Source organism: Micromonospora maris AB-18-032 (assembly GCF_000204155.1).
In the GTDB taxonomy this organism is placed as follows: domain Bacteria; phylum Actinomycetota; class Actinomycetes; order Mycobacteriales; family Micromonosporaceae; genus Micromonospora; species Micromonospora gifhornensis.
This window is the reverse complement of sequence record NC_015434.1, coordinates 5,423,079-5,441,866: the sequence shown is the minus strand read 5'-3', so window position 1 is coordinate 5,441,866 and position 18,788 is coordinate 5,423,079. Positions and strand designations below refer to the sequence as shown.

At 70.4% G+C, this 18,788-nt stretch carries 19 protein-coding genes and 1 tRNA gene; 4 read left to right on the top strand and 16 right to left on the bottom strand.

The annotated features are described in order from the left end of the window. Positions 1 to 90: 90 nt before the first annotated feature. The 10 genes from VAB18032_RS24005 to VAB18032_RS23965 form a co-directional block, all read right to left on the bottom strand. A complete protein-coding gene (locus VAB18032_RS24005; RefSeq protein WP_013735519.1) occupies positions 91 to 2,046 on the bottom strand; it encodes a DUF3987 domain-containing protein in 1,956 nt (651 codons plus the stop codon). Positions 2,047 to 2,077: 31 nt separating this feature from the next. Next, on the bottom strand, positions 2,078 to 2,383 hold the full coding sequence (locus VAB18032_RS24000; RefSeq protein WP_013735518.1) for a hypothetical protein: 306 nt from the start codon (positions 2,381 to 2,383) through the stop codon (positions 2,078 to 2,080). Next, positions 2,380 to 2,547: a hypothetical protein gene (locus VAB18032_RS23995; RefSeq protein ID WP_232510853.1), complete on the bottom strand. Its 168-nt coding sequence runs from the start codon at positions 2,545 to 2,547 to the stop codon at positions 2,380 to 2,382. The genes VAB18032_RS24000 and VAB18032_RS23995 overlap by 4 nt, the downstream gene beginning before the upstream one ends. Before the next feature lie 218 nt (positions 2,548 to 2,765). Continuing rightward, the gene (locus VAB18032_RS23990) at positions 2,766 to 4,943 is read right to left on the bottom strand and encodes a P-loop NTPase family protein (protein WP_013735516.1); all 2,178 of its coding nucleotides are present in this window, start codon (positions 4,941 to 4,943) and stop codon (positions 2,766 to 2,768) included. Between the two features lie 96 nt (positions 4,944 to 5,039). Continuing rightward, positions 5,040 to 5,207 carry a hypothetical protein gene (locus VAB18032_RS32400; RefSeq protein ID WP_013735515.1) on the bottom strand — a complete coding sequence of 56 codons (168 nt, stop codon included), beginning with the start codon at positions 5,205 to 5,207 and terminating at the stop codon, positions 5,040 to 5,042. A gap of 29 nt (positions 5,208 to 5,236) precedes the next feature. Continuing rightward, positions 5,237 to 5,701 carry a DUF3307 domain-containing protein gene (locus VAB18032_RS23985; RefSeq protein WP_013735514.1) on the bottom strand — a complete coding sequence of 155 codons (465 nt, stop codon included), beginning with the start codon at positions 5,699 to 5,701 and terminating at the stop codon, positions 5,237 to 5,239. A gap of 92 nt (positions 5,702 to 5,793) precedes the next feature. Then, on the bottom strand, positions 5,794 to 6,585 hold the full coding sequence (locus tag VAB18032_RS23980; protein ID WP_013735513.1) for a hypothetical protein: 792 nt from the start codon (positions 6,583 to 6,585) through the stop codon (positions 5,794 to 5,796). Continuing rightward, positions 6,582 to 6,791 (bottom strand): hypothetical protein, encoded by a 210-nt coding sequence (locus VAB18032_RS23975; RefSeq protein WP_013735512.1) that lies wholly within the window; start codon positions 6,789 to 6,791, stop codon positions 6,582 to 6,584. Before VAB18032_RS23975 ends, VAB18032_RS23980 begins: the two co-directional genes overlap by 4 nt. A gap of 11 nt (positions 6,792 to 6,802) precedes the next feature. Next, entirely contained in the window at positions 6,803 to 7,045 is a 243-nt protein-coding gene (locus VAB18032_RS23970; protein ID WP_013735511.1) for a DUF6284 family protein, read from the bottom strand. A gap of 349 nt (positions 7,046 to 7,394) precedes the next feature. Continuing rightward, complete coding sequence (locus VAB18032_RS23965) at positions 7,395 to 7,637, bottom strand: helix-turn-helix domain-containing protein (RefSeq protein WP_013735510.1); 243 nt, start codon at positions 7,635 to 7,637, stop codon at positions 7,395 to 7,397. Positions 7,638 to 7,777: 140 nt separating this feature from the next. On the opposite strand from VAB18032_RS23965, the gene VAB18032_RS23955 reads away from it, so the two are divergent. Then, the gene (locus VAB18032_RS23955; RefSeq protein ID WP_232510852.1) at positions 7,778 to 9,052 is read left to right on the top strand and encodes a hypothetical protein; all 1,275 of its coding nucleotides are present in this window, start codon (positions 7,778 to 7,780) and stop codon (positions 9,050 to 9,052) included. On the opposite strand, the gene VAB18032_RS23950 is transcribed toward VAB18032_RS23955, so the two are convergent. The 6 genes from VAB18032_RS23950 to VAB18032_RS23925 form a co-directional block, all read right to left on the bottom strand. Next, complete coding sequence (locus tag VAB18032_RS23950; protein ID WP_043721750.1) at positions 9,032 to 10,066, bottom strand: NAD-dependent epimerase/dehydratase family protein; 1,035 nt, start codon at positions 10,064 to 10,066, stop codon at positions 9,032 to 9,034. The genes VAB18032_RS23955 and VAB18032_RS23950 overlap by 21 nt on opposite strands. Before the next feature lie 368 nt (positions 10,067 to 10,434). Beyond that, positions 10,435 to 11,232: a DUF6414 family protein gene (locus VAB18032_RS23945; RefSeq protein ID WP_013735507.1), complete on the bottom strand. Its 798-nt coding sequence runs from the start codon at positions 11,230 to 11,232 to the stop codon at positions 10,435 to 10,437. A gap of 288 nt (positions 11,233 to 11,520) precedes the next feature. After that, positions 11,521 to 13,014 carry a tyrosine-type recombinase/integrase gene (locus VAB18032_RS23940; RefSeq protein WP_013735506.1) on the bottom strand — a complete coding sequence of 498 codons (1,494 nt, stop codon included), beginning with the start codon at positions 13,012 to 13,014 and terminating at the stop codon, positions 11,521 to 11,523. Between the two features lie 68 nt (positions 13,015 to 13,082). Further along, positions 13,083 to 13,155 (bottom strand) — tRNA-Arg (locus tag VAB18032_RS23935). A gap of 122 nt (positions 13,156 to 13,277) precedes the next feature. After that, on the bottom strand, positions 13,278 to 14,321 hold the full coding sequence (locus VAB18032_RS23930; RefSeq protein ID WP_043725569.1) for an alpha/beta hydrolase: 1,044 nt from the start codon (positions 14,319 to 14,321) through the stop codon (positions 13,278 to 13,280). A 106-nt stretch (positions 14,322 to 14,427) separates the two neighbouring features. Next, positions 14,428 to 14,841: an HPF/RaiA family ribosome-associated protein gene (locus VAB18032_RS23925; protein WP_013735504.1), complete on the bottom strand. Its 414-nt coding sequence runs from the start codon at positions 14,839 to 14,841 to the stop codon at positions 14,428 to 14,430. A 324-nt stretch (positions 14,842 to 15,165) separates the two neighbouring features. Here VAB18032_RS23925 and VAB18032_RS33375 point away from each other — a divergent pair, with 324 nt between their 5' ends. The 3 genes from VAB18032_RS33375 to VAB18032_RS23910 all read left to right on the top strand — a co-directional run bounded on the left by VAB18032_RS33375 (position 15,166) and on the right by VAB18032_RS23910 (position 18,777). Further along, a complete protein-coding gene (locus VAB18032_RS33375; protein ID WP_013735503.1) occupies positions 15,166 to 16,008 on the top strand; it encodes a single-stranded DNA-binding protein in 843 nt (280 codons plus the stop codon). Between the two features lie 124 nt (positions 16,009 to 16,132). Continuing rightward, positions 16,133 to 17,242 (top strand): cobalamin biosynthesis protein, encoded by a 1,110-nt coding sequence (locus VAB18032_RS23915; RefSeq protein WP_081476310.1) that lies wholly within the window; start codon positions 16,133 to 16,135, stop codon positions 17,240 to 17,242. After that, entirely contained in the window at positions 17,239 to 18,777 is a 1,539-nt protein-coding gene (locus tag VAB18032_RS23910; RefSeq protein WP_013735501.1) for a cobyric acid synthase, read from the top strand. Before VAB18032_RS23915 ends, VAB18032_RS23910 begins: the two co-directional genes overlap by 4 nt. Positions 18,778 to 18,788 lie beyond the last annotated feature (11 nt).

The window sequence follows — 18,788 nt, the reverse complement described above, 5'->3', positions numbered from 1 at the left end:
GGGCGCGAAGGGCCGTGGTTGGAATGGCCGCAATGGCAGAAACCCCGATTGGCCGGGATTTCTGCCATTGCGGCCATTTAATCCAGCGGGTTACGCGGGTCTACGGCCTGTCGTTGCGGGTAGGGCGTGGACGGTGCCGGTGGCCTGGTTCACGTCAGGGTGTACGAGGAACGCCGGCGACGGTGGCCGTCCGGCACCAGTCCGGGCTGGTGGGTCGAGTTGGCGCAGGTAGCCGTGGACTTCGAGTAGGGATAGGACGGGGTCGAGGTCAGCGGCGGTGGGGATCTGGCTGCGGACGGCCCGGTACAGCTCCTTCTTGGTGAAGGTGGTCGAGCCTGTGCGTTCGATCCAGGCGAGCACGAGCCGGGCGTAGCGGGTGCTCTTGTCGGTACCCATGTCGTCGAACGCGGCCAGGGCGTGAGCGGCGAAGTACTCGCCGAGCAGTGCGGCCCGCTCCACCGTCTCGGCAGTGACCGGCTTGCCCCAGCCGTCGCGCAGATGTTCGGCGAGGTGGATCAGCCCGGCGATGCGGACCACTGCGCCCGTGTACTTGCTGCCCCAGTCCACGACGTGTCCCCATGCGCCGCCGGGGGCGAGGCGTGGCTCTACGGCGCGTTCGATGTCCAACACGCGTTCGTTGGCTTCGGAGGTGAGTGGGAGTACGGCGGGGTCGGTCCATTCGGCGAGGGTGGCGACCAGTGCGCCGAGGTTGGCGGTGTAGGCGGTGGCGATGGGTTCGGGTACGGGGTCGGCACCGATCTTCCGACGGCCGACGGTATTTTCCGGCAGGCTGAACAGGATGCGGGCCAGTAGCCCTTTGCCTCGGAAGCCAGGCATGTCGGCGATGTCGCGCAGCACGTCGGGCTGCACGGCCAGGCCGAGAGTGAGCGCGGGGTGCTCGACGTGCTCCGGGGCGCGGGAGCGGCGGTTGACCCGCAGCATGTCTCCGGCGTGGCCTTTCAAGAACACTTCGAGGTTGGGGGTGCCGGAGTAGCGGCCGGCGATGGTGGCGAAGATGCCGCCTTCCGGAGAGAGGACGGCGAGGCGTCCGCCCTGCTCGGCGAGCAGGGATGCGGCTTCCTCGCTGGTGACGTCGTCGGCGATCAGTTGCGGTAGGACAGGGACGGTGACGGCGTCGGCGTTCATGGCGGCGGCGGTCGCTTCGGCGAGCAGGGTGTCTCGGCCGGAGGTGTCGGCGTTCGCGGCGGCGATGGCGGCTTTCTCGGCTGTCTTGCCGGCGACGCGGGCGGCGAGTTCGGCCTCCACGATCGCCGGTTTGACGCGCTCGACAAGGGTCTTCTCGGCGGCGAGCAGTGGGCCGGTCATGGCGGCGAACACGGCTGACTTTCGGCTTCCGGGCGGGAGGACGACGACGGTGAACAGGTTGGTCGGTTCGCGCCAGGAACCGCGTACTTCCACTTCGGCGCGGCCCCCGGCGGCGGTGGAGAGGGCGGCGAGGGCGATGCAGCCGGCGAGGTCGACGGGGGTTTGGGTGAACTCGGCGACGGCGTAGATCTGCTCGGCGACCCAGCCGGGCAGGACGTAGGCGGGGAATTCGGGGAGGTGGCGGCGGTCGCCGAGCGGGATCAGCGGTGCCCACTGGGTACCGGTGGCGGCGTGGTCGAGCATCGCGCGGCCGGTGGCAATGACGTCGGTGACGTCGGCACCCTGGTCGGCTTTCTCAGCGAAGTAGGTGCCGAGGTCGGCGACCTGGCGGCGGCGGGCGTGGTCGGTGACGATCCGCGCGTAGTGTCCGGCGTTCGCGGTGATGGGCACGGCGGCAATGAGGGTGTGCAGGTACGAGGCACCGCCGACCTTGGCCAGGTCGCCGGTCGCGGCGAGGTGGGCGGCGAGGGCGATCGGGTCGAGGGGCTCGCCAGTGGCGTGCATCGCGCAAAGCGTTTCCCACAGCCGGCCGTGTGCCGGCCGGTGGAAGTCGGCCGGGGCGAGTGTGGGGGCGAGGTCGGCGACGACGGACGGGTTGAGCAGTGCAGCGCCGATCACGGCCTGCTCGGCGGCGTGGTCGTGTGCGGGAGGTCGGGTCACGATGACGTGCTCCTGTCGTGAGGCGGGCAGGTCAGGCGGCGGTGCGGCCGGGTCGCGGCCGGCGGGTCACGGCGGCGTGGGCCACCAGGTCGCGCAGGTCGGCGAGCAGGGTGCCGAGCTGGCGGCGGGCGGCCGGGTCGACGTCGGCCAGGGCGACGCGTACGCGGATCTCGGCATGCTCGCGGCCGTCGCTGGCGCGAACACGAACGAGGACGGCGCGAGCGTGGCCGGGCAGGTCGACCAGGATCTCTGCCGATCGGTGTTCGGTGAGGTTGCAGCGGTGGTCCCGGGCGCACCACTCGGTGTGGTGATCAGGGCCGGTACGGCGGCGGTTCATTGGTTGCCGGCCCGGTACTCGGCACGGATGTAGTCGGCGATGCGGCGGCCGATGCGGACGCGGATGCCGGTGCCGTCGCAGCGGGGGCAGTCGCGTCGGGTGCCGATGGCGGTGCGGTGGGAGCGCCGTCCGTGGCAGCGCCGGCAGCGTCCCCAAGGGGACACCGCACACAGGATCAGGTACCACGCTGCGTAACCGATTGGGAGAAGGCTAGCGAGCAGGGCGATGGTGGTCACGGAATGCCTCCACAGGCGGATCAGGGGCGCAGAGGGCCACCGCCGCTAGTTGTTAGGGCGCTGGCCACGAAAGGGATGTGCCGCTAGCGGGGGTGCTAGGTCTAGCGGGGTGGGCCGCTAGACCTAGCACCCGATCGCTGTCCGCCTTAAGCGGCTTTGTCGCCTCGCCGCCTGTGACGCTCCGCAACCGCATCGGCGATGTCGGCCCGGTCGATACCGCGCCGGTTCGCGCCCTTGCCCGTGGCAGGGTCGGTGCCCCACACCTGCCCGGTGGTGATCCCGTAGGGCTTGAGCGCGGCGGTCAACTGGTCGCGGGTGAGGTCGCCGTAGGCGTCAGGGTTGAGGTCGGCGAGGCGTTCGGTCAGCGTCTCCGCCCACACCTTCGGCTCCGTCGCGGGAACGACGGTGAGGATGTCGTCCAACAGCGTGTCCCGCCGCGCCGCCGGGGTGGCCGGGGTCTGCCCGATCGCGTGGCCGGTCAACGTCCCGGCGGCTTCCCGCAGGGCGCGTGCCCGGTCGGTGATCTTCTCGGCAGTCGGGCCGTCGACGTAGAAGGTGCGGACGATCTGCGCGTCGTCGGCCGCGCCGACGAGGTAGCCGACGCCCTTGTCCTTCTTGGCGAACATGGTCGCCCGGATGCCGTTCTTGTACGCCGAGGTGCCCAGGATCATGTCGTTCTCGATCTGACCCATGACCCGCAGGCAGAACCGGGTACCCGCGTTCGCGGACACCCCCGTCGGCAGGCTCTTCGCGTCCGGCCGTTGCGTGGCCACGACGAGGATGACGCCCAGGGCGCGACCGAGCTTGATGATTTTCTCCGCCAGTTCCCCGGCTTCCTTGCCGAACTCCGGGTGCGAGAACAGCTCCTGCACTTCGTCGAGGGCGACCACGAGCCAGTGCAGGCCGAGCTTGCGCCGACGGGCCAGTTCGGGGGTGACCTTGTTGTCCGGGCAGACCGCCTTGGGGAGGCCCTTGATGACGGCGGCGCGGCGCTGGCATTCCTTGCGCAGCTCCCGCAACGCCAACAGCCCTTCTTCGGCGGTGTCGTCGTCCTGCCCGGACGCGTACCGGACCGACACCTTCTCCAAGGGGTCGAGGCCGCCGGTGCCCTTGAAGTCGAAGCACCACAGTTCCGCGTACGGGTCCAGGGCGGCGGCGAGCATGGGGACCTGGGTGGCGGCGGTCTTGCCGTAGCCGGGAATCGACCCGATGAGCAGGTTCGTGTACGGCAGCTCGAAGGAGATGACCCGACCGCGCGGGTCGGTCCCGAACGGCACCGGCCTGCCCAGGTCGAAACCGCCGGACGCCTTGAGTAGCGGCCACGGCTTCGGCGGGGTCGCGGCCATGTCCTGATCCCCCACCCAGAGCAGCAGTCGGCCCGGGTGCACCTCCGGTTGCCCTTCCGGCCACACGCAGCCCAGGGGCCGGGTGAGGCCGGCGGCGAGCCGGTCACGCCGCTCGATCACATCCCCCGCCGTCACCCCCGGGGGTAGGTCGATGTCGGCTCGCCAGCCGGGGCCGTCGCGGGTGATCGGCGCGGTGAACGCGATGGCCCGCTGTCCCTGCTTGGCGATGGCCTGGGTGATGCCGGCGATACCGAGCACGGCCAGGGCGCGCACGACCACGTCGGAGGTGAGGCGGGCGACGCGGGGAATGACCACGGCGGTGTCGAGCAACGGCTTGTCGGCCGGCTGACCGAGCAACCCGCACAGGGTGACCAGCATGGCGAGTACCGCCCACCGCGCCCACAACGGGGCCAGGGCGACGGCGACGCCACCGGCCAGGGTGACCGCGAGGGTGAACGTGACGACGATGCCGCGCCACCGGACCCGCCGGTCACGCTGCCGGGACAGCTTCAGGTACAGCTCGCCGTCGCGGGACTGGGAGGTGGCCTGCCGGTGCGGCTCGCCTTCCCAGTCGAACAACCACCGGGTGCCCCCGGACACCAACCGGGCCGCGCCGGCCGGGGCGCGCAGGGCGAGTTTCCCGGCGTACTTCGGCAGCCGGGTGACGTGGTAGCCGGTCGTGTGCAGCAGGTGCCCCACCGCCCACCGCATCACGTCGACCAGCTCGGCGCGAGAGCGCAGCCAGGCGGGCAGGATCGGCCGACGCTGCCCGGCGCGGGCACCGTCGAGGGTGAACCGCGGTGACTTCTGCGCGTCGGGCGAGTCGACCAACACCGGCCCGCCGTCGCCGTCGTCGGGGTTGGTGGTGCGGGCGGTGCGGGCGGCGTCGAGGTCGACCACGTTGGTGTCGGGGGCGTCGTCGGTCAGGTCGCGTTCAGCGGCTCGCCAGTCGAATCGGTCGTCATCTTGGGACGTCATGGTGGGTGTTCCTCCGTGTGAGGTTTTGGCAGTGGGTGAGGGCCGGCGGCGCGGCGCGGGTTGGTAGCCAGGTGGCCGCGCCGCCGGGCGGGCGGGTCAGTTTTTGACGGAGATGCGGTTGCCGCAGTCGCCGCAGGTGGCCTGGGTGCGCTGGTTGGTGGCGGTGATGTCGCGCCAGTTGGTCTCGTTGCCGCAGGCCGGGCACCACAGCTGCTTGCCGCCGCTGGTGACGCGTCCGGCGCTGCCGATCGAGATGCTTGCCATTCAGTGGTCTCCTTCCGGGCGAGAGGTGATCAGGCGGCGAACAGGGCGGCGATGAACAGCCAGGCGATATGCCAGGACTGGTCGAGGGCGTAGGCCCCGGTGCCGAGCGATGGGTTGTCGTCCCGGCCGGGCCGGGGAGCCCCCAGGGCGTAGAAGCGGGCTGAGCCGAGAGCGGCGGCGATGCGCTGGAGCGGGGTACGTCGGTCGGCGATGTAGTGGGTGACCGCCGAGATGGTCAGTCCGACCGCCACGCCGGCCGGGTCGAGGCGTAGGCCGGTGCCGGCGATCAGGAACACCAGGGCCAGGCCGGCGGTGAGGGTGTAGGTGGTGACGTGGGTGGCGCAGGCGATGCGGCCTGCCCAGCCGGGGCGGCCCTTGCAGTCGGCCTGGTGCTGGGTCTGCACCCAGTGGTCGGCGACCTGATGGGCGACGTAGAGGGCGACGAACACGGCGGCGAACGTGGCAGCGCGGGTGCCGGTGGGATCTGCGAACATGGGTGGTCTCTCCCGAGGTCGATTGGCTGAGGGGTCGAGGGCCGGCGGCGCGGCGCAGGTTGGTAGCCAGGTGGCCGCGCCGCCGGGCGAAATCAGTCGTGCGTACGGACGAGGTGCGCGAGGGCTGCGCCCATGCCGAGGACGGCGACGGGGAGGCAGGCCACGGCGGTGGTGATCCACCACGGGGCCGAGGTGACCCCGGCTGCCACTAGGAGGTGGTAGGCGACTTGGCCGAGTGCGCCGACGGCGAGGGAGCCGAGGGCGGACCACTTGGCGAACCGGCGGGCCGGCTCGGGCACCCGCCCGGACAGCCAGATGTAGAGGGCGTAAGCGCCGTAGGTCTCGACCCCGATCGGGAGGGTGATCGCGGAGTTGATGGAGAAGCCGTCGGCGATGCCGGGCAGCGGGTGCACCACCCCGAACCCGGTAAGCCCGCCGAGCCCGACCCACCCGGACCAGATCGCCACGAACGCCGGGAGGGCCAACAGGATCACCGGCCATGCCACCGCCCGCCGGTTGCCCTTGGGGTCGGTCGGGACGGCGTCGGTGGTGACCTTGGTGCCCAGGTCTGCGACGGGTGCTGCCTGCTCCGACAGCACCGTCGGCATGTCGTCGGCGGCCGGCGGCAGGTCCGCCACCTGGGCCGGGTCGGCGACCGGGTCCGGAGTGGTGTCGGCCGGGTTCGTCGTGGGGTCGGTGGCCGGCGGGGTGTCGGTGCGGGTGAGGGCGGCGAGGATCGCGTCTGCCTTCGGACCGCCCACCCGGAGTTCCTTCTTGATGCGGTTGCGCGACGGGATCTCGCCGAGCTGGTCGGCGAGGTCGCGGGCGGCGGGGATCAGGTCTTCGACCGGCCGGGGGAAGGCCGACAGCGTGGGGGCGGTCATGGCAGGTGCACCTCCGATGCGTCAGTGCCGTAGATGAGCGAGAACAGGGCTTGTTGCAGGGCCAGCAGGTCCGCGCCGCATCCGTCGTACGGTTCGGCCATCAACGGGTAGCCGTGCGCGGCGAGGACCTGGGCCACGTCCAGCGCCAGGCCGAACGTGAAGCGGGAGTCGTCGGCGGGACGGGGGATCGGGAATCGGCGGCTCATGGTGGCGGCGGCTACGCGGCCCGGTCGGCGGCCGAGCGAACGGCAAGCAGGGCACGCGCCTCGCGCAGCACCCGCCGCTGCGCCCGACGCAACCGCTGCCAGTCCAACTCGGTCGGACCGCTGTCGCCGGTCAGCACGACGATCTGCGCGTCGAGCAACAGAACCTCGGCCTCGATCAGCGGCAACTCCTGCTCGATCTCGGCCAGCTCGGCGGCGCTCGGCCCGAACTCGGGGGAGTGGTTCGACTCAGTCACTTCGTGTCCCTTCTGACTGATCCGGCGCTCTTAGATGTGCGCCTCTGTTGCGCAACAAGGTAGCGATATGCGGGTCTGTTGCGCAAGGGGGTAGCGGTATGTTGGTCCGATGAGTGATGCACGAGACGAGCTGTCAGCAGCTACGAGGCGGTACCGACGTACCGAAGCTGCTCATGAAGCGGCACGCGAAGCGGTTGTCGCGGCGGTGGTTGCGGCGCTACGTGATGGCATCGGCCCGGCCGAGGTGGAGCGGCTGTCGCCGTTCAGCGGTGCCTATGTTCGGAAGCTTGCTCGGGAGCACAGCGTCCCGCCTGCTCCTCCGGGGCCGAAGCGGGCGGTCCGGTAGCGGTCACCCGGCGGGCCGCAGCGTGTGGTTGCTGGCGTCCACCAGGCCGTACGTCAGCGCGGACGCCTCCATGTCGTCGATGGCGCGCGCCGGGATCACAAAGCGTCCACGGACCTTGATCGCGGGGAACTGGCCGGCGTGAATCGCCCGGTAGAGGGTCACCTCCGACATGCCGAGGATTGCTGCGGTGTCCGCGACGGACCGGAACCGGGGGCGATCGTTTTTGGCGGCGAGGGGTTCAGCCACAGGAGTCTCCTCAGTAGTCTGTTTTCGGTGTTCCGTTCGGCTTGCTGAGACCAAGTGAAGTCGAAAAAGAGCGGAGCGCCCATGCAAACCCAGTGCAATGCGCGGCAATCCGATGCAATCCGCAACCTCGGGAGACCACGGTGGCGACGGTAGACCGGTGGACAGGAAGTCTCGCCTGCTCGCTGCAAGCTGCCGCCGGAATGACGAACGAGGGGTTCGCGGGGTGGCTCGGCATCGCGACAAGGACCGTCGCGTACTGGCATAGTCGACCCGACACCGTTCCTGGGAATGCCAATCAAGACGTGCTGAATGCCGCCTTGGATCGCGTATCGGATTCGGTTCGTTCCCGGTTCCTCGAAACGCTCAGCGGAGTGCGTCGGGAGGGAAATGCAGGTGGCCGTGGCAGCGTTGTTACTGTTGTGAGTGATGCTGCCGAATCGGTCGCCAATGATTCCCTGCTGATGAGCCTTGCTCTGCCGAACGACTCTATCGAGTCCTTGCAGGAAGACGTAACATTGCTCGCCCGATCGGGAGGCATGGCAGCCTTCGACGTATTCAGCAGCGCTCGCCGGTTGCGGGACGAGGCAAGGGCTTTGGTCGAGCGCACTCGTCGACCCGTTGAGCTGGCCGACCTCTACGTGGTCATCGGCCAGAGTGCTGCTCTGATGGCCTCCACCGCCTTTGACCTCGGGCACTGGAACGAGTCGGCGGCCCTGGCCAGAGCGTCAACGCAGTACGCCGACCTGGCTGGACACGCGTCGTTGAAGGCATGGACGTACGGCCTGCAAATGACTCTCGCCAACTGGCGCAACGAACCGGATTCCGCCCTGAGTTACTTCGCTCGCGCCATGCGGACGGCACCGGAGGGCGAGCCGAGACTGAGGCTCCGCTATGTCGCTGCCCGCTCTCACGCGCTGCTCGCGGACTCCGATTCAGTCGCGGCAGTCCTGGAAGCGGCCCAGCGAGACAGGGAAGCGGCAGCGGACCGACCCGACGAACTTGCCACCGTGACCGGCGGGGAGTTCGCCTTCGGCGACGCGCGGGCGGCGGCGTGTGCGGCGGCGGCATGGCTCGACCTCCGCAACGGCGAGCAGGCCGCGAGGTACGCCCGAGAGGCGTTGCAGGTGTACGAGGCATTGCCGTCGCCCAGGCGGCCGTACTCGCAGATCAACGGGACGCAGATCGACGTTGCCGCTGCTCACCTCCACATGCGAGACAAGGACGGTGCCGCCGACGCGCTGCGTACTGTCCTGGATCTGCCGCCGCAGAAGCGCAACGTTTCGCTGACCGGTCGGCTATCGCGGATCGAGCACATGCTGAGCCAGTCGCCGTGGGACCGCGACGCCGACGCGCGCCAGCTGGCCGAGCGCATCGCGGCGTGGCTGTCGCAAACCTCAGCCCGTCCGCTCGCCTGACCGGTGCCAGGCGGCCAATACCTGTGCTTCCTTCTCCGGGTTGATGCCGATCTCGGCGGCCCGATCGTGGCTGCTGACCTCGCCGCTCTCCACCATCCACCGCCAGGTATCGCGGACGGTCAGGGAGAGTGGCCGGCAGCGTAGGCCGGTTGCTTGGGCCTTGGTGGTGTCGACGCGCCACACTCCATCGAACGTGCGCCAGAGCGGCAGCTCGGACCACTGCCGGACGCCTTGATTGAGCAAGACCTCGTCGGGCACCCAGTCGAAGGTGGCGTCGGCCTGGGTCGCGTGGGCGCAGTCCGCCAGTAGCCCGCCGAAGGTCGCGCCGTCCACCGGGGCGCAGACGTTGAATGCGCCCGAGGAACCTTCGGCGATGGTGTGGAGTGCGAACGCGGCCAGGTCGCGTACGTCGACGGGCTGAATGGTGCGAGCGGGGGAGCCGGGGGCTAGGACTTGCCCACCGGCGGCCACGCGGCGCAACCACCAGGGCAGGCGGCCGACGTACTCACGCGGGCCGAGTACGACACCGGGACGCAGGATCGTGGTCCGGTCCGCTCCGAAGGCGGTGACTGCTGCTGCCTCGCAACCGGCCTTTTGATAGCCGTACCGGGTCGGGCCGTCTTCGGTGTCGGTGCCGTAGTCGGGGTCGGCGTCCGGCGGGCAGTAGAGCAGCTCGGAATGCTCGCTGAGGGGTTTCAGTGGCCAGTCTCGGTACACGCTGAGCGTAGACATGAAGACGTAGCGAGCGGCGACGGGAGTGAGCGCGCGAGCCACGTCGAGAACGTTGCTAGGCACGTAGCCCGAGGTGTCGACTACGGCATCCCAGGGGCCGGCGGCTGCGAGGGCGGCGACGTCCTCCGGACGGGTTCGATCACCCCGAATGGGCCGCACGGCCTCTAGGAAGGGGTCGGAGGTGCCCCGGTTGAACGTGGTGACCTCCCAGCCAGCATCGATAGCGGCCGTGACGATCGCATGGCCTACAAACCAGGTTCCGCCGAGCACTAGCAAACGCATAGGTCCATCATGCCGAGCAGGGGTGATCGCCCGATCGGCGGAGGACATGCCGGCAGCCAGTTGCCGAGTTGGTCACGAGATCGAGTCAAGGCGGCCCGCAAGCGGGCCGCGCCGGTCCGGCCCGGCCTGCTGGCGACCTTCGGCCGGCATCGGCCGGACCGGCCGGCGATGCTGAGAAGCGGCAAGACCTTTGAAGACCTCGGGGCTTCGCCCCGAACCTCGACCCTCCTCAGAGATGCCGCCACGGATCTCCTCGCCGGGCACCACAAGGGCTACCAGCCTCCCCGGACGGGGAGGCTGGACTGTCTACGTCTGCCCGACGAGGAAATCCGCTGATCCCGAGCCGCCAGGGTTCCAGCAGGCACAGATCAGCGGAAGATCGCGAGGATATCGAGCGTCAAAGCTGGGCCGTGCAACACATTCTCGTCATCGGGATCGACGGGCTGGGCCTTCCGTCGCTGTGCCCGACTCATTAACGCCGCACCTGGAAGAGCCATGAGTGAATAGTGTTCGCCCTGCTTCCATCGGCGGGCCACTTTGCCGACCACTGTGGCTTCCCCGTCGGGGATGTCGCGCACGTGCTGGCGTTCAAGCTTCCCGGCCAGTCGGGGGGCCCCTTCGTCAATGTCGCCGACAACGATCATGTCGGCCTTCATCTTGGTGAATCCTCGTGCTGCCTTGATCTTTTCCGGATCGGGCATGCCCGATGTGTTTGCTCCGAAAGCACTCGCCATGGGGCCAAAGATCTCAATCATGTCGAGCATCTCGCCAAGTTGTTCTGGCTGCGCAAGGAGAAGGCTCATCTGTGGAACCTCGACCTCGCAGTCCACGCTGATAAGGGTTCCGATCGCAGAACGCTCGAATAGCCCGTCAGACTCAAGAACGCGCTCGTAGTTCCACCGCTCTGGCTCTGCCTCCAAGGCGGTCATTAGGCGGTCGAAGCGCAACTCGGGCGTGTCGCGCACGACACGTTCGTCCTCCTCGCTGCGCTCGCGCTGTCCAGAGATTTTTCCCGATACGGGGCTAAAGCTGAGCCCAGCGTCACCACCCCGGATCCCGCGTTCTCCCGTGCGGCGAGTCCTCTCGTCGCTCAAGCCACCCTCAAGCACGCCGAGGTAGCTGTCTACAGATGTGTTGTTGAGGTACAGGAACCGCCGTAGCACCATTCCCCCTAGTCATCCGACCCCTCGGAAGGTTCGGGACGACGTTACCCCCGTCGCGCAAGAGGCTACAGAGGCCGCAGACCGGTGCAGGCGTGCCCAGACGTAAGCCGTGTGCCGGGCCCTGGCACACGACGAGCCGCCAGCAGGCAAGCGGTCCGGATCTGGTCCGCAAGAGGCCGACGGATGGCGGGAAGTGTGATGAGAGGTTTCGAGAGGCGTTTCCGCTGGTAGGAGCCAAGTTGCGCAGGTCATTGGGGCGACCATCTTGATCTCGTAATGCGGGTGTCGTCGTCATGGATGAGGGTCTGCGACGGTTGCTCGGCGACCTCGGATGACGCTTACCAAGCCCTCTGCCGTAAGCAGCGCCACGGCGCGATGAGCGGTTCCGGCCGAGACTCCATGCGCCGAAGCCAGCTCGGCAACAGCCGGGAGCTGGTCACCGGGCCGTAGCCGACCGGCGGTGATCTGCCTGCGCAGGTCGGCGGCGATCTTCTGATATGGGCTACTTGCCACACTGCGTTGCGTTGGCGCGGCGGGACGCGGCGGCATCCGGGCGGCCAGAGTTCCGGCGGCCCGCTGGTCCGACTCCGACAGCCAGGCCGCGTAGACCCTGAGCGTCGTTGTCCCGCCTCCACCGTGACCAAGCCGGCCGGCGACGGTCCGCACGTCGACACCAGCGTTGATCAGCTCGGTCGCCGAGTAGTGGCGCAGGGCGTGAATGTGGCTGGTGATGCCGAGCCGGGTAGCGAGCCGGCCGTACCGCTGGGTGATGGTGTCGGGTCGGTAACCACGGCTGTTGTCCGGCTCGGGGGAGAAGATGTAATCGGCGGGATCGGTGTCCGCGTAGAGCTGGGCCAGGCGGTCGAGGTACCGACCGTGCACCTCGCGCAGCACTTCGATCGTGTCCGGGTCGAGCGCCACCCGCCGCTGCTGGTGCGTCTTGGTGTCTTTCGCTCGCAGTTCGCCGTGTTCGTCCAGATAGGCGCTCTGCCGCAGGGTCAGCACACCGGCAGCCAGGTCGAGGTGGTGCCATCGCAGCGCGCACAGCTCGCCGCGCCGGGCACCCGTCGTCATAGCGAGCCACACCAGCGCGCCCCAGTCCGGGTCGCGCCACGCCTCGTTGATGATGCGCGCGGCATCGGCCGGGTTCGGTGGTTGCGGGTCGGGGTGCGGCGGTGCGGGTGGCTCGGCCTGCCCGGCAGGGTTGACGGCGATCCAACGCCACCGAACCGCACGGCTGAGGGCTCCACTGAGAATCCAGTGAATCTGCCGCACAGACGACGCGCTGAGCGGCTTGCAGACGTGCGGCCGGCACTTCGCGGTGCAGGTGTGCTCACCCTCAACGCGGTGCTTCACGTACGCCTTGCCGCCGCACCAGTCGCGGCAGCGGCGCAGGCTCGCGTAGAACGACTCCAACGTCTCGGCGTCGAGTCGACCGACCGGCAGCTTGCCGAGCACCGGCCGGACGTGCTTGTTGAGCTTGTTCACGTAGCCCATGCGGGTGGTGGCCTCGATGTCGGCCACCTCAAGCCACCGGTCTAGGAGCTGGTCGAGCGTGGCGCGGGTGCGCGGGTTGCGCCGCTCGTCGACCTGGGCCAGCAACCGGGTACGCGCCTTTTCGGCTTCCTTGGCTGCGGTGCGGCCGGCGGGGATGACCTCGGTCAGGTAGTGCCGTTTGCCGCTGATCGGATCGACGCCCGCATAGACCTTTACTCGCAGTGACCCACTCGGCAAGGTTTCGATCTCGCCGCGCTGGCGCTTGCTGCGTCCGCTCGAACTCGCCACGCGGCAACCGTAGCTCGCTCGCACCACGAATAGCCCCACGCGCGGCGTTCAGATGAGGAAAGTGGCTGTGCGCCCGGCAGGATTCGAACCTGCGGCCTTGGGATTAGAAGTCCCCTGCTCTATCCGCTGAGCTACGGGCGCGCCGTGGTAGTGCGCGAGAAGGGTACCGCCGCCGGGGCCTCGCGCGGCGGAATGGGTGGCCGGGTCAGCGTTGCACGCGTCGTGGCGGCGTGCACCCGGTTACTCGTGGCTGCCGGCGGGGTTCAGGCGGTCGCGTCGGCCTGCTCGGGGTCGTCCGCCTTGCGGTTGCCCGACGGTGCGGGGCGTGGGTCGGGCACGGGCGGGTCGGTCGGCGTCGGTCCGGCGCCGAGGAAGGCGTCGGCCCAGCGTCCGACCTCGGCGAATACCTTTTCGCGTACGGCGGGGCCGGAGAGCGTCAGGTCGTGCAGGCCGCCGTCGAAGCGGGCCAGGGTGATGTGCGGGCCGAGGCGGGGTGCCCAGCGGACCATGTGTTCGACGTCGAGTACGGCGTCGGCGAGGGTGGCCGACTCGTGCCATTTGGTGCTGCGGAACGAACGGGTCGAGCAGGCGAGCAGCACCGGCACCTGGATGTCGAGTCCGGCCCGCAGGCGGCGTTGGCCGGTGCGGATGGCGTCGACCCAGCCGGCCCGCACGGGGAACCCGGCGAGCGGCTTCCAGGCCAGGTCGTACGTCCATTCGCCGCGATGGTCGGCGTGGAGGCTCTCGCCGTACACAGTGCCCAGGCTGAACGGAAGGATCCGCTGCGGCGCCCGGCGGCCCAGGCGCGCGACGGCGGCCGCGAGGGGCCGACGCACCAGCCAGGGGGCGTTGAGGTCGAAGAAGGGGCTGTTGAGGACGATGCCGTCGACCAGGCCGGCGTCGCGGCGGTCGTGTGCCCAGAGCGAGACGATCAGGCCGCCGGTGGAGTGGCCCATGGCCAGCACGGTGTCGTGCCCGTCCTCGGTGCGGATGATCTCGGCGGCGGCGTCCAGTTCGGGGAAGTAGTCGCCGAGGTCGCAGCAGAAGTTGGGGGTCTGGTGCGGTAGCAGGCTGCGGCCGTACTTGCGCAGGTCGAGGGCGTAGAAGTCCCAGCCTTGGGCGGCGAAGAAGTCCGCCACGTGGGTCTGGAAGAAGTAGTCGACGAAGCCGTGCACGTACAGCACGGCCCGCCGGCTCGGGCGCTCGGCCCGGCGGCGGACCAGGGTCGCGACCACCGGGCCTTCGTCGTCGCTGCCCAGGTCGATGGTGTGCCGTTCGTACGGCGGTCCCAGCAGGTCCGGTTCCACGGTGCCGACGGTACGCCGACCACCTACCGGGTGGTAGCCCCGCCCCGCCCGCACCTGGCGGGCGGGGCTCACCTCGGGCTGTCCGGACGCGCCGGCGAGACTTCGCTCACCTGTCGTCGCTGGTGGCCCCCGCGCCGGTCAACTCCTCGGCCGGCACGCCCGGTGCGGGCGGCGGGGCGACCCGCAGGTGCTTGTTGTTGCGCGGCTCCTGCCGGGTCTTCGCGTCGTTGAGTTTGCGGCGCAGGTCGTCGCGGACGTCGTTGAGCGCGGCGCGCAGATCCTGCTCGGACGAGGTGGTGACGATCTTCTCCCAGCCCGCGATCCGGCACTCCAGGGTGACCCGCTGACCCTTGGCTTCCCGGTCCTTGATCGAAAGTTCGAGGTCGGTCGCGTCGGCGTCGAAGGTGGCCAGGCGGGCGTCGAGGGTGGCGAACTGCTCGACGATCCAGTTCCGGTCGGCCTGCGAGAAGCCGGCGTTGAGCCGGAGGCACTTCGCCACGGTAGCCGGGTTGGTGCTCATCGCCGCACCTCACCGGGGACGTGGGCGGAACGGCTGACGGTCATCCTCATGATCGCTGACCTTTCGTCGACGTCGCGGTCGGGGAGATCACTACCCCGCCGGGAGTCATCCGGAACGTTGTCGTTGTCTCGATCATTGCCCGGTCGGGCGGGTGGGTGACAGGGCCGACCGGCCTACCACACCGGGACCTTGATCAGGCACTTTTCCACAGGAGCTCGCCTTGTCCACAGATCCGTCGCGCGGGGCTGCCGGAGAACGGGCACCGGGCGCAGGCTCGGTGGCGAGTCGGCTCACAGTGAGCCCCCGACCCCCGCTGGAGGGGCGATGTTCGATACCTATGTCACGATCGTCGGCAACGTGCTGACCGCGCCGGAGTGGCGACGTACGACCCAGAGCAACACCCTGGTGGCCAACTTCAAGGTCGCCTCCACCGCTCGCCGCCTCGACCGGGACAGCGGCCGGTGGGTCGACGGCAACAGCCTGCGCGTACGGGTGAACTGCTGGCGCAAGCTCGCCGAGGGGGTGGCCGCCTCGGTGATGGTCGGCGATCCGGTGGTCGTCTGCGGGCGGCTCTACACCCGCGACTGGACCGACGAGGCGGGCAACCACCGCACCCTGTACGAGTTGGAGGCGGTCGCCGTCGGTCACGACCTGTCCCGGGGGCGCGGCCGCTTCCTGCGTAACCGGCCGAGCCTGAGCACAAGTGCCGTCTCCGACGCCGAGGCCGAGCAGCGGGTGCACGGCGAGCCGACCGAGCCGGTGCCGGACTCCGAGGCGCCGGCCCGACCCGACCTCGGCGGGCTCGACGACGAGTTCGAGCTGTCCGACCTGGGGTCCGACGAGTACGCCGCCAGCCCGGGCACGAGGCCCGGCAGCGGGGCGTACCGGCCGGTGGGCGGGGACGAGCCCTTCCCGTCCGACCCGTTCGACGGCGCGGAGCCGGCGGAGACCTCCGACGAGCTGGCCCCGCTCGCCGCCGAGGCCGTCGGGTCGAACGCTGGCGGGTCGGACGTGGGCGGGTCGGACGCCGGCGGGTCGGCGGCGGGCCGGTTCGAGGGTGGCGAGGCCGCGGTCGAGTCGCTGGGGCGTCCGGAGGAATCGGGGGCGGGCGCCGAGGTGACCGGACGCGGACGACGCGGCCGTGGGCGGCAGCCGCAGCCGGTGTGACCGACTGCCCGGGGACGGCGGCCGGCTGGTCCTCGCGAGCCCTGCCGGGAGGCCGGCAGGGCCGAGCTGGATCGAGCCGGTCGACGTGCCGGGCTCGGCTAGGCTGCCGGCCGGAGGTGGTGTGGTGCAGCACGCGGGTGCGGTGGCGAACGCGGCAGGACTGGTCGCCGGATATGCGCTCGACGCGCTGTTCGGCGACCCCCGACGCGGGCATCCGGTCGCCGGCTTCGGCCGGGCCGCCGCCGCCCTGGAACGCCGCCTCTACCGGCCCGACCGGCTGGCCGGGGCTGCCTTCACCGCGCTCGCCGTGAGCGCGCCGGTGCTCGTCGGGGCGGCGGCCGCGTTCGCCACCCGACGCCGGCCGGTGGCCCGCGCGACGCTTGTCGCCGCCGGCACGTGGGCGGTGCTCGGCGGCCGCAGCCTGCGCCACGAGGCGAAGGCGATGGGTCGCGAACTGCGCTCCGGTGACGTGCCGGCCGCCCGGCACCGGCTCGGCAACCTCTGCGGGCGCGATCCGTCGACGCTTGACGAGCCGGAGTTGGCGCGGGCCACCGTCGAGTCCGTCGCGGAGAACACCTCGGATGCCGTGGTGGCCCCACTGGTCTGGGGCGCGGTGGCCGGGCTGCCGGGGCTGCTCGGCTACCGGGCGGCGAACACCCTGGACGCGATGGTCGGGCACCGTAACGCCCGCTATGACCGGTTCGGCACGCCGGCCGCGCGCCTGGACGACCTGCTCAACCTGGTGCCGGCGCGACTGACCGGCCTGCTGACCGTCGCCCTCGCCCCGGTCGGGCACGGTGACCGGGAGCAGGCCTGGCGGGTGTGGCGGCGGGACCGCGCCGACCACCCGAGCCCCAACGCCGGGCAGTGCGAGGCGGCGATGGCCGGGGCGCTGGGCGTACGGCTGGGCGGACGCAACGTCTACTTCGGCCGCTCGGAGGCGCGTCCTTTCCTCGGTGACGGGCCACGCCCTGAGGCACGCCACCTGTCCCGGGCCGCCCGGATCTCCGGCGCGGTCGGGCTGGCGGCACTCGGGCTCGCCGCCGTCTACCCGCTGACCGTCGGCCGCTTGACCACAGCCGTCACCCGCCGGACCATCGGGACCGGTGCCCTCATTGCCATCCGGTCGACATCCGCCCGATCGATTGCCGCGCGATTGACGCGTGACCGCTCCGGGGCGGCGGGAGCGGGTGTCGTCGGGTCGGGTGCTGTCGCGTCCGGGCGCGGGCGATGAGCGGGGGTCTGCTGGTCGCCGGGACGACCTCGGATGCCGGCAAGAGCGTGCTGACCGCCGGCATCTGCCGGTGGCTGCACCGCGAGGGCGTCAAGGTCGCGCCGTTCAAGGCACAGAACATGTCAAACAACTCGGCCGTCGTCGTCGGTCCGGACGGCCGGGGCGGCGAGATCGGGCGGGCGCAGGCGATGCAGGCGGCGGCCTGCGGAATCGCCCCGGATCTGCGGTTCAACCCGGTGCTGCTCAAGCCGGGCAGCGATCTGTCCAGCCAGGTGGTGCTCTTGGGCGAGGCGGTCGACACGCTGACCGCCGACACGTTCACGTCGCTGCGTCCCCGGCTGGCCGAGACCGCCTACGCCGCGCTGAGCGAGCTGCGGTCGGCGTACGACGTGGTGGTCTGCGAGGGTGCCGGCAGTCCCGCGGAGATCAACCTGCGCGACGGCGACTACGTCAACATGGGCCTGGCCCGGCAGGCCGGCCTGCCGACGATCGTGGTCGGCGACATCGACCGGGGTGGGGTGTTCGCCGCCATGTTCGGCACCCTCGCCCTGCTCGACCCCGCGGACCAGGCACTGATCGCCGGTTTCGTGGTCAACAAGTTCCGCGGTGACCGTGGGCTGCTCGAACCAGGGCTGGCGATGCTGAGCCAGGTCACCGGGCGCCCGACGTACGGGGTCCTGCCCTGGGCGGTGGACCTGTGGTTGGACGCGGAGGATTCGCTCGCCTACGGCCGGGTGCTCGGCCGACCCGCCGCCCCGCACGGCACCGAATGGCTCGACGTCGCAGTGGTGCGGTTGCCCCGGGTCTCCAACGCCACCGACGTCGAAGCGCTCGCTACCGAGCCCGGGGTACGGGTGCGGTTGACCGTCGAGCCGGCCGAACTTGCCGCCGCCGACCTGGTCGTGTTGCCCGGCTCCAAGTCGACAGTGGCGGACCTGGCCTGGCTGCGGGAGACCGGCCTCGCCGACGTGATCACCGCGCACGTCGCTGCGGGCCGCCCGCTGCTGGGCATCTGCGGCGGCTTCCAGATGCTCGCCCGAGCCATCCACGACCCGGTGGAGAGCCGGCGCGGCAGCGTGTCCGGCCTCGGTCTGCTGCCCATCGAGATCACCTTCGATCCGCGCAAGACGGTCCGGGCGGCCACCGGCACGTTCTCCGATGACCTGCCGGTAGGCGGGTACGAGATCCACCACGGGTATGTCTCGGCCGCCGATCCGACGCTGACCCCGCTGCTGCGCTACCTCGACGGCGGCGGCGAAGGAGCCGTCCACGGGGTCGTGCACGGCACCCACTGGCACGGCGCCTTCGAGTCCGACGAGTTCCGCCGCTGGTTCCTCACAAGGGTGTCCCGCCTCGCCGGGCGTACCGGATTCCGGGTCGCCCAGGACACGTCCTTCGCCGCCGCCCGGAACCGCACCCTCGATCTGCTCGGCGACCTGGTCGAGGAGCATCTGGACACGGCCGCCCTGCGGCGGCTGATCGAGTCCGGCCCACCCATCGACCTGCCGTTCGTGCCGCCCGGCGCCCCGCGCTGACGGGTTGCCGG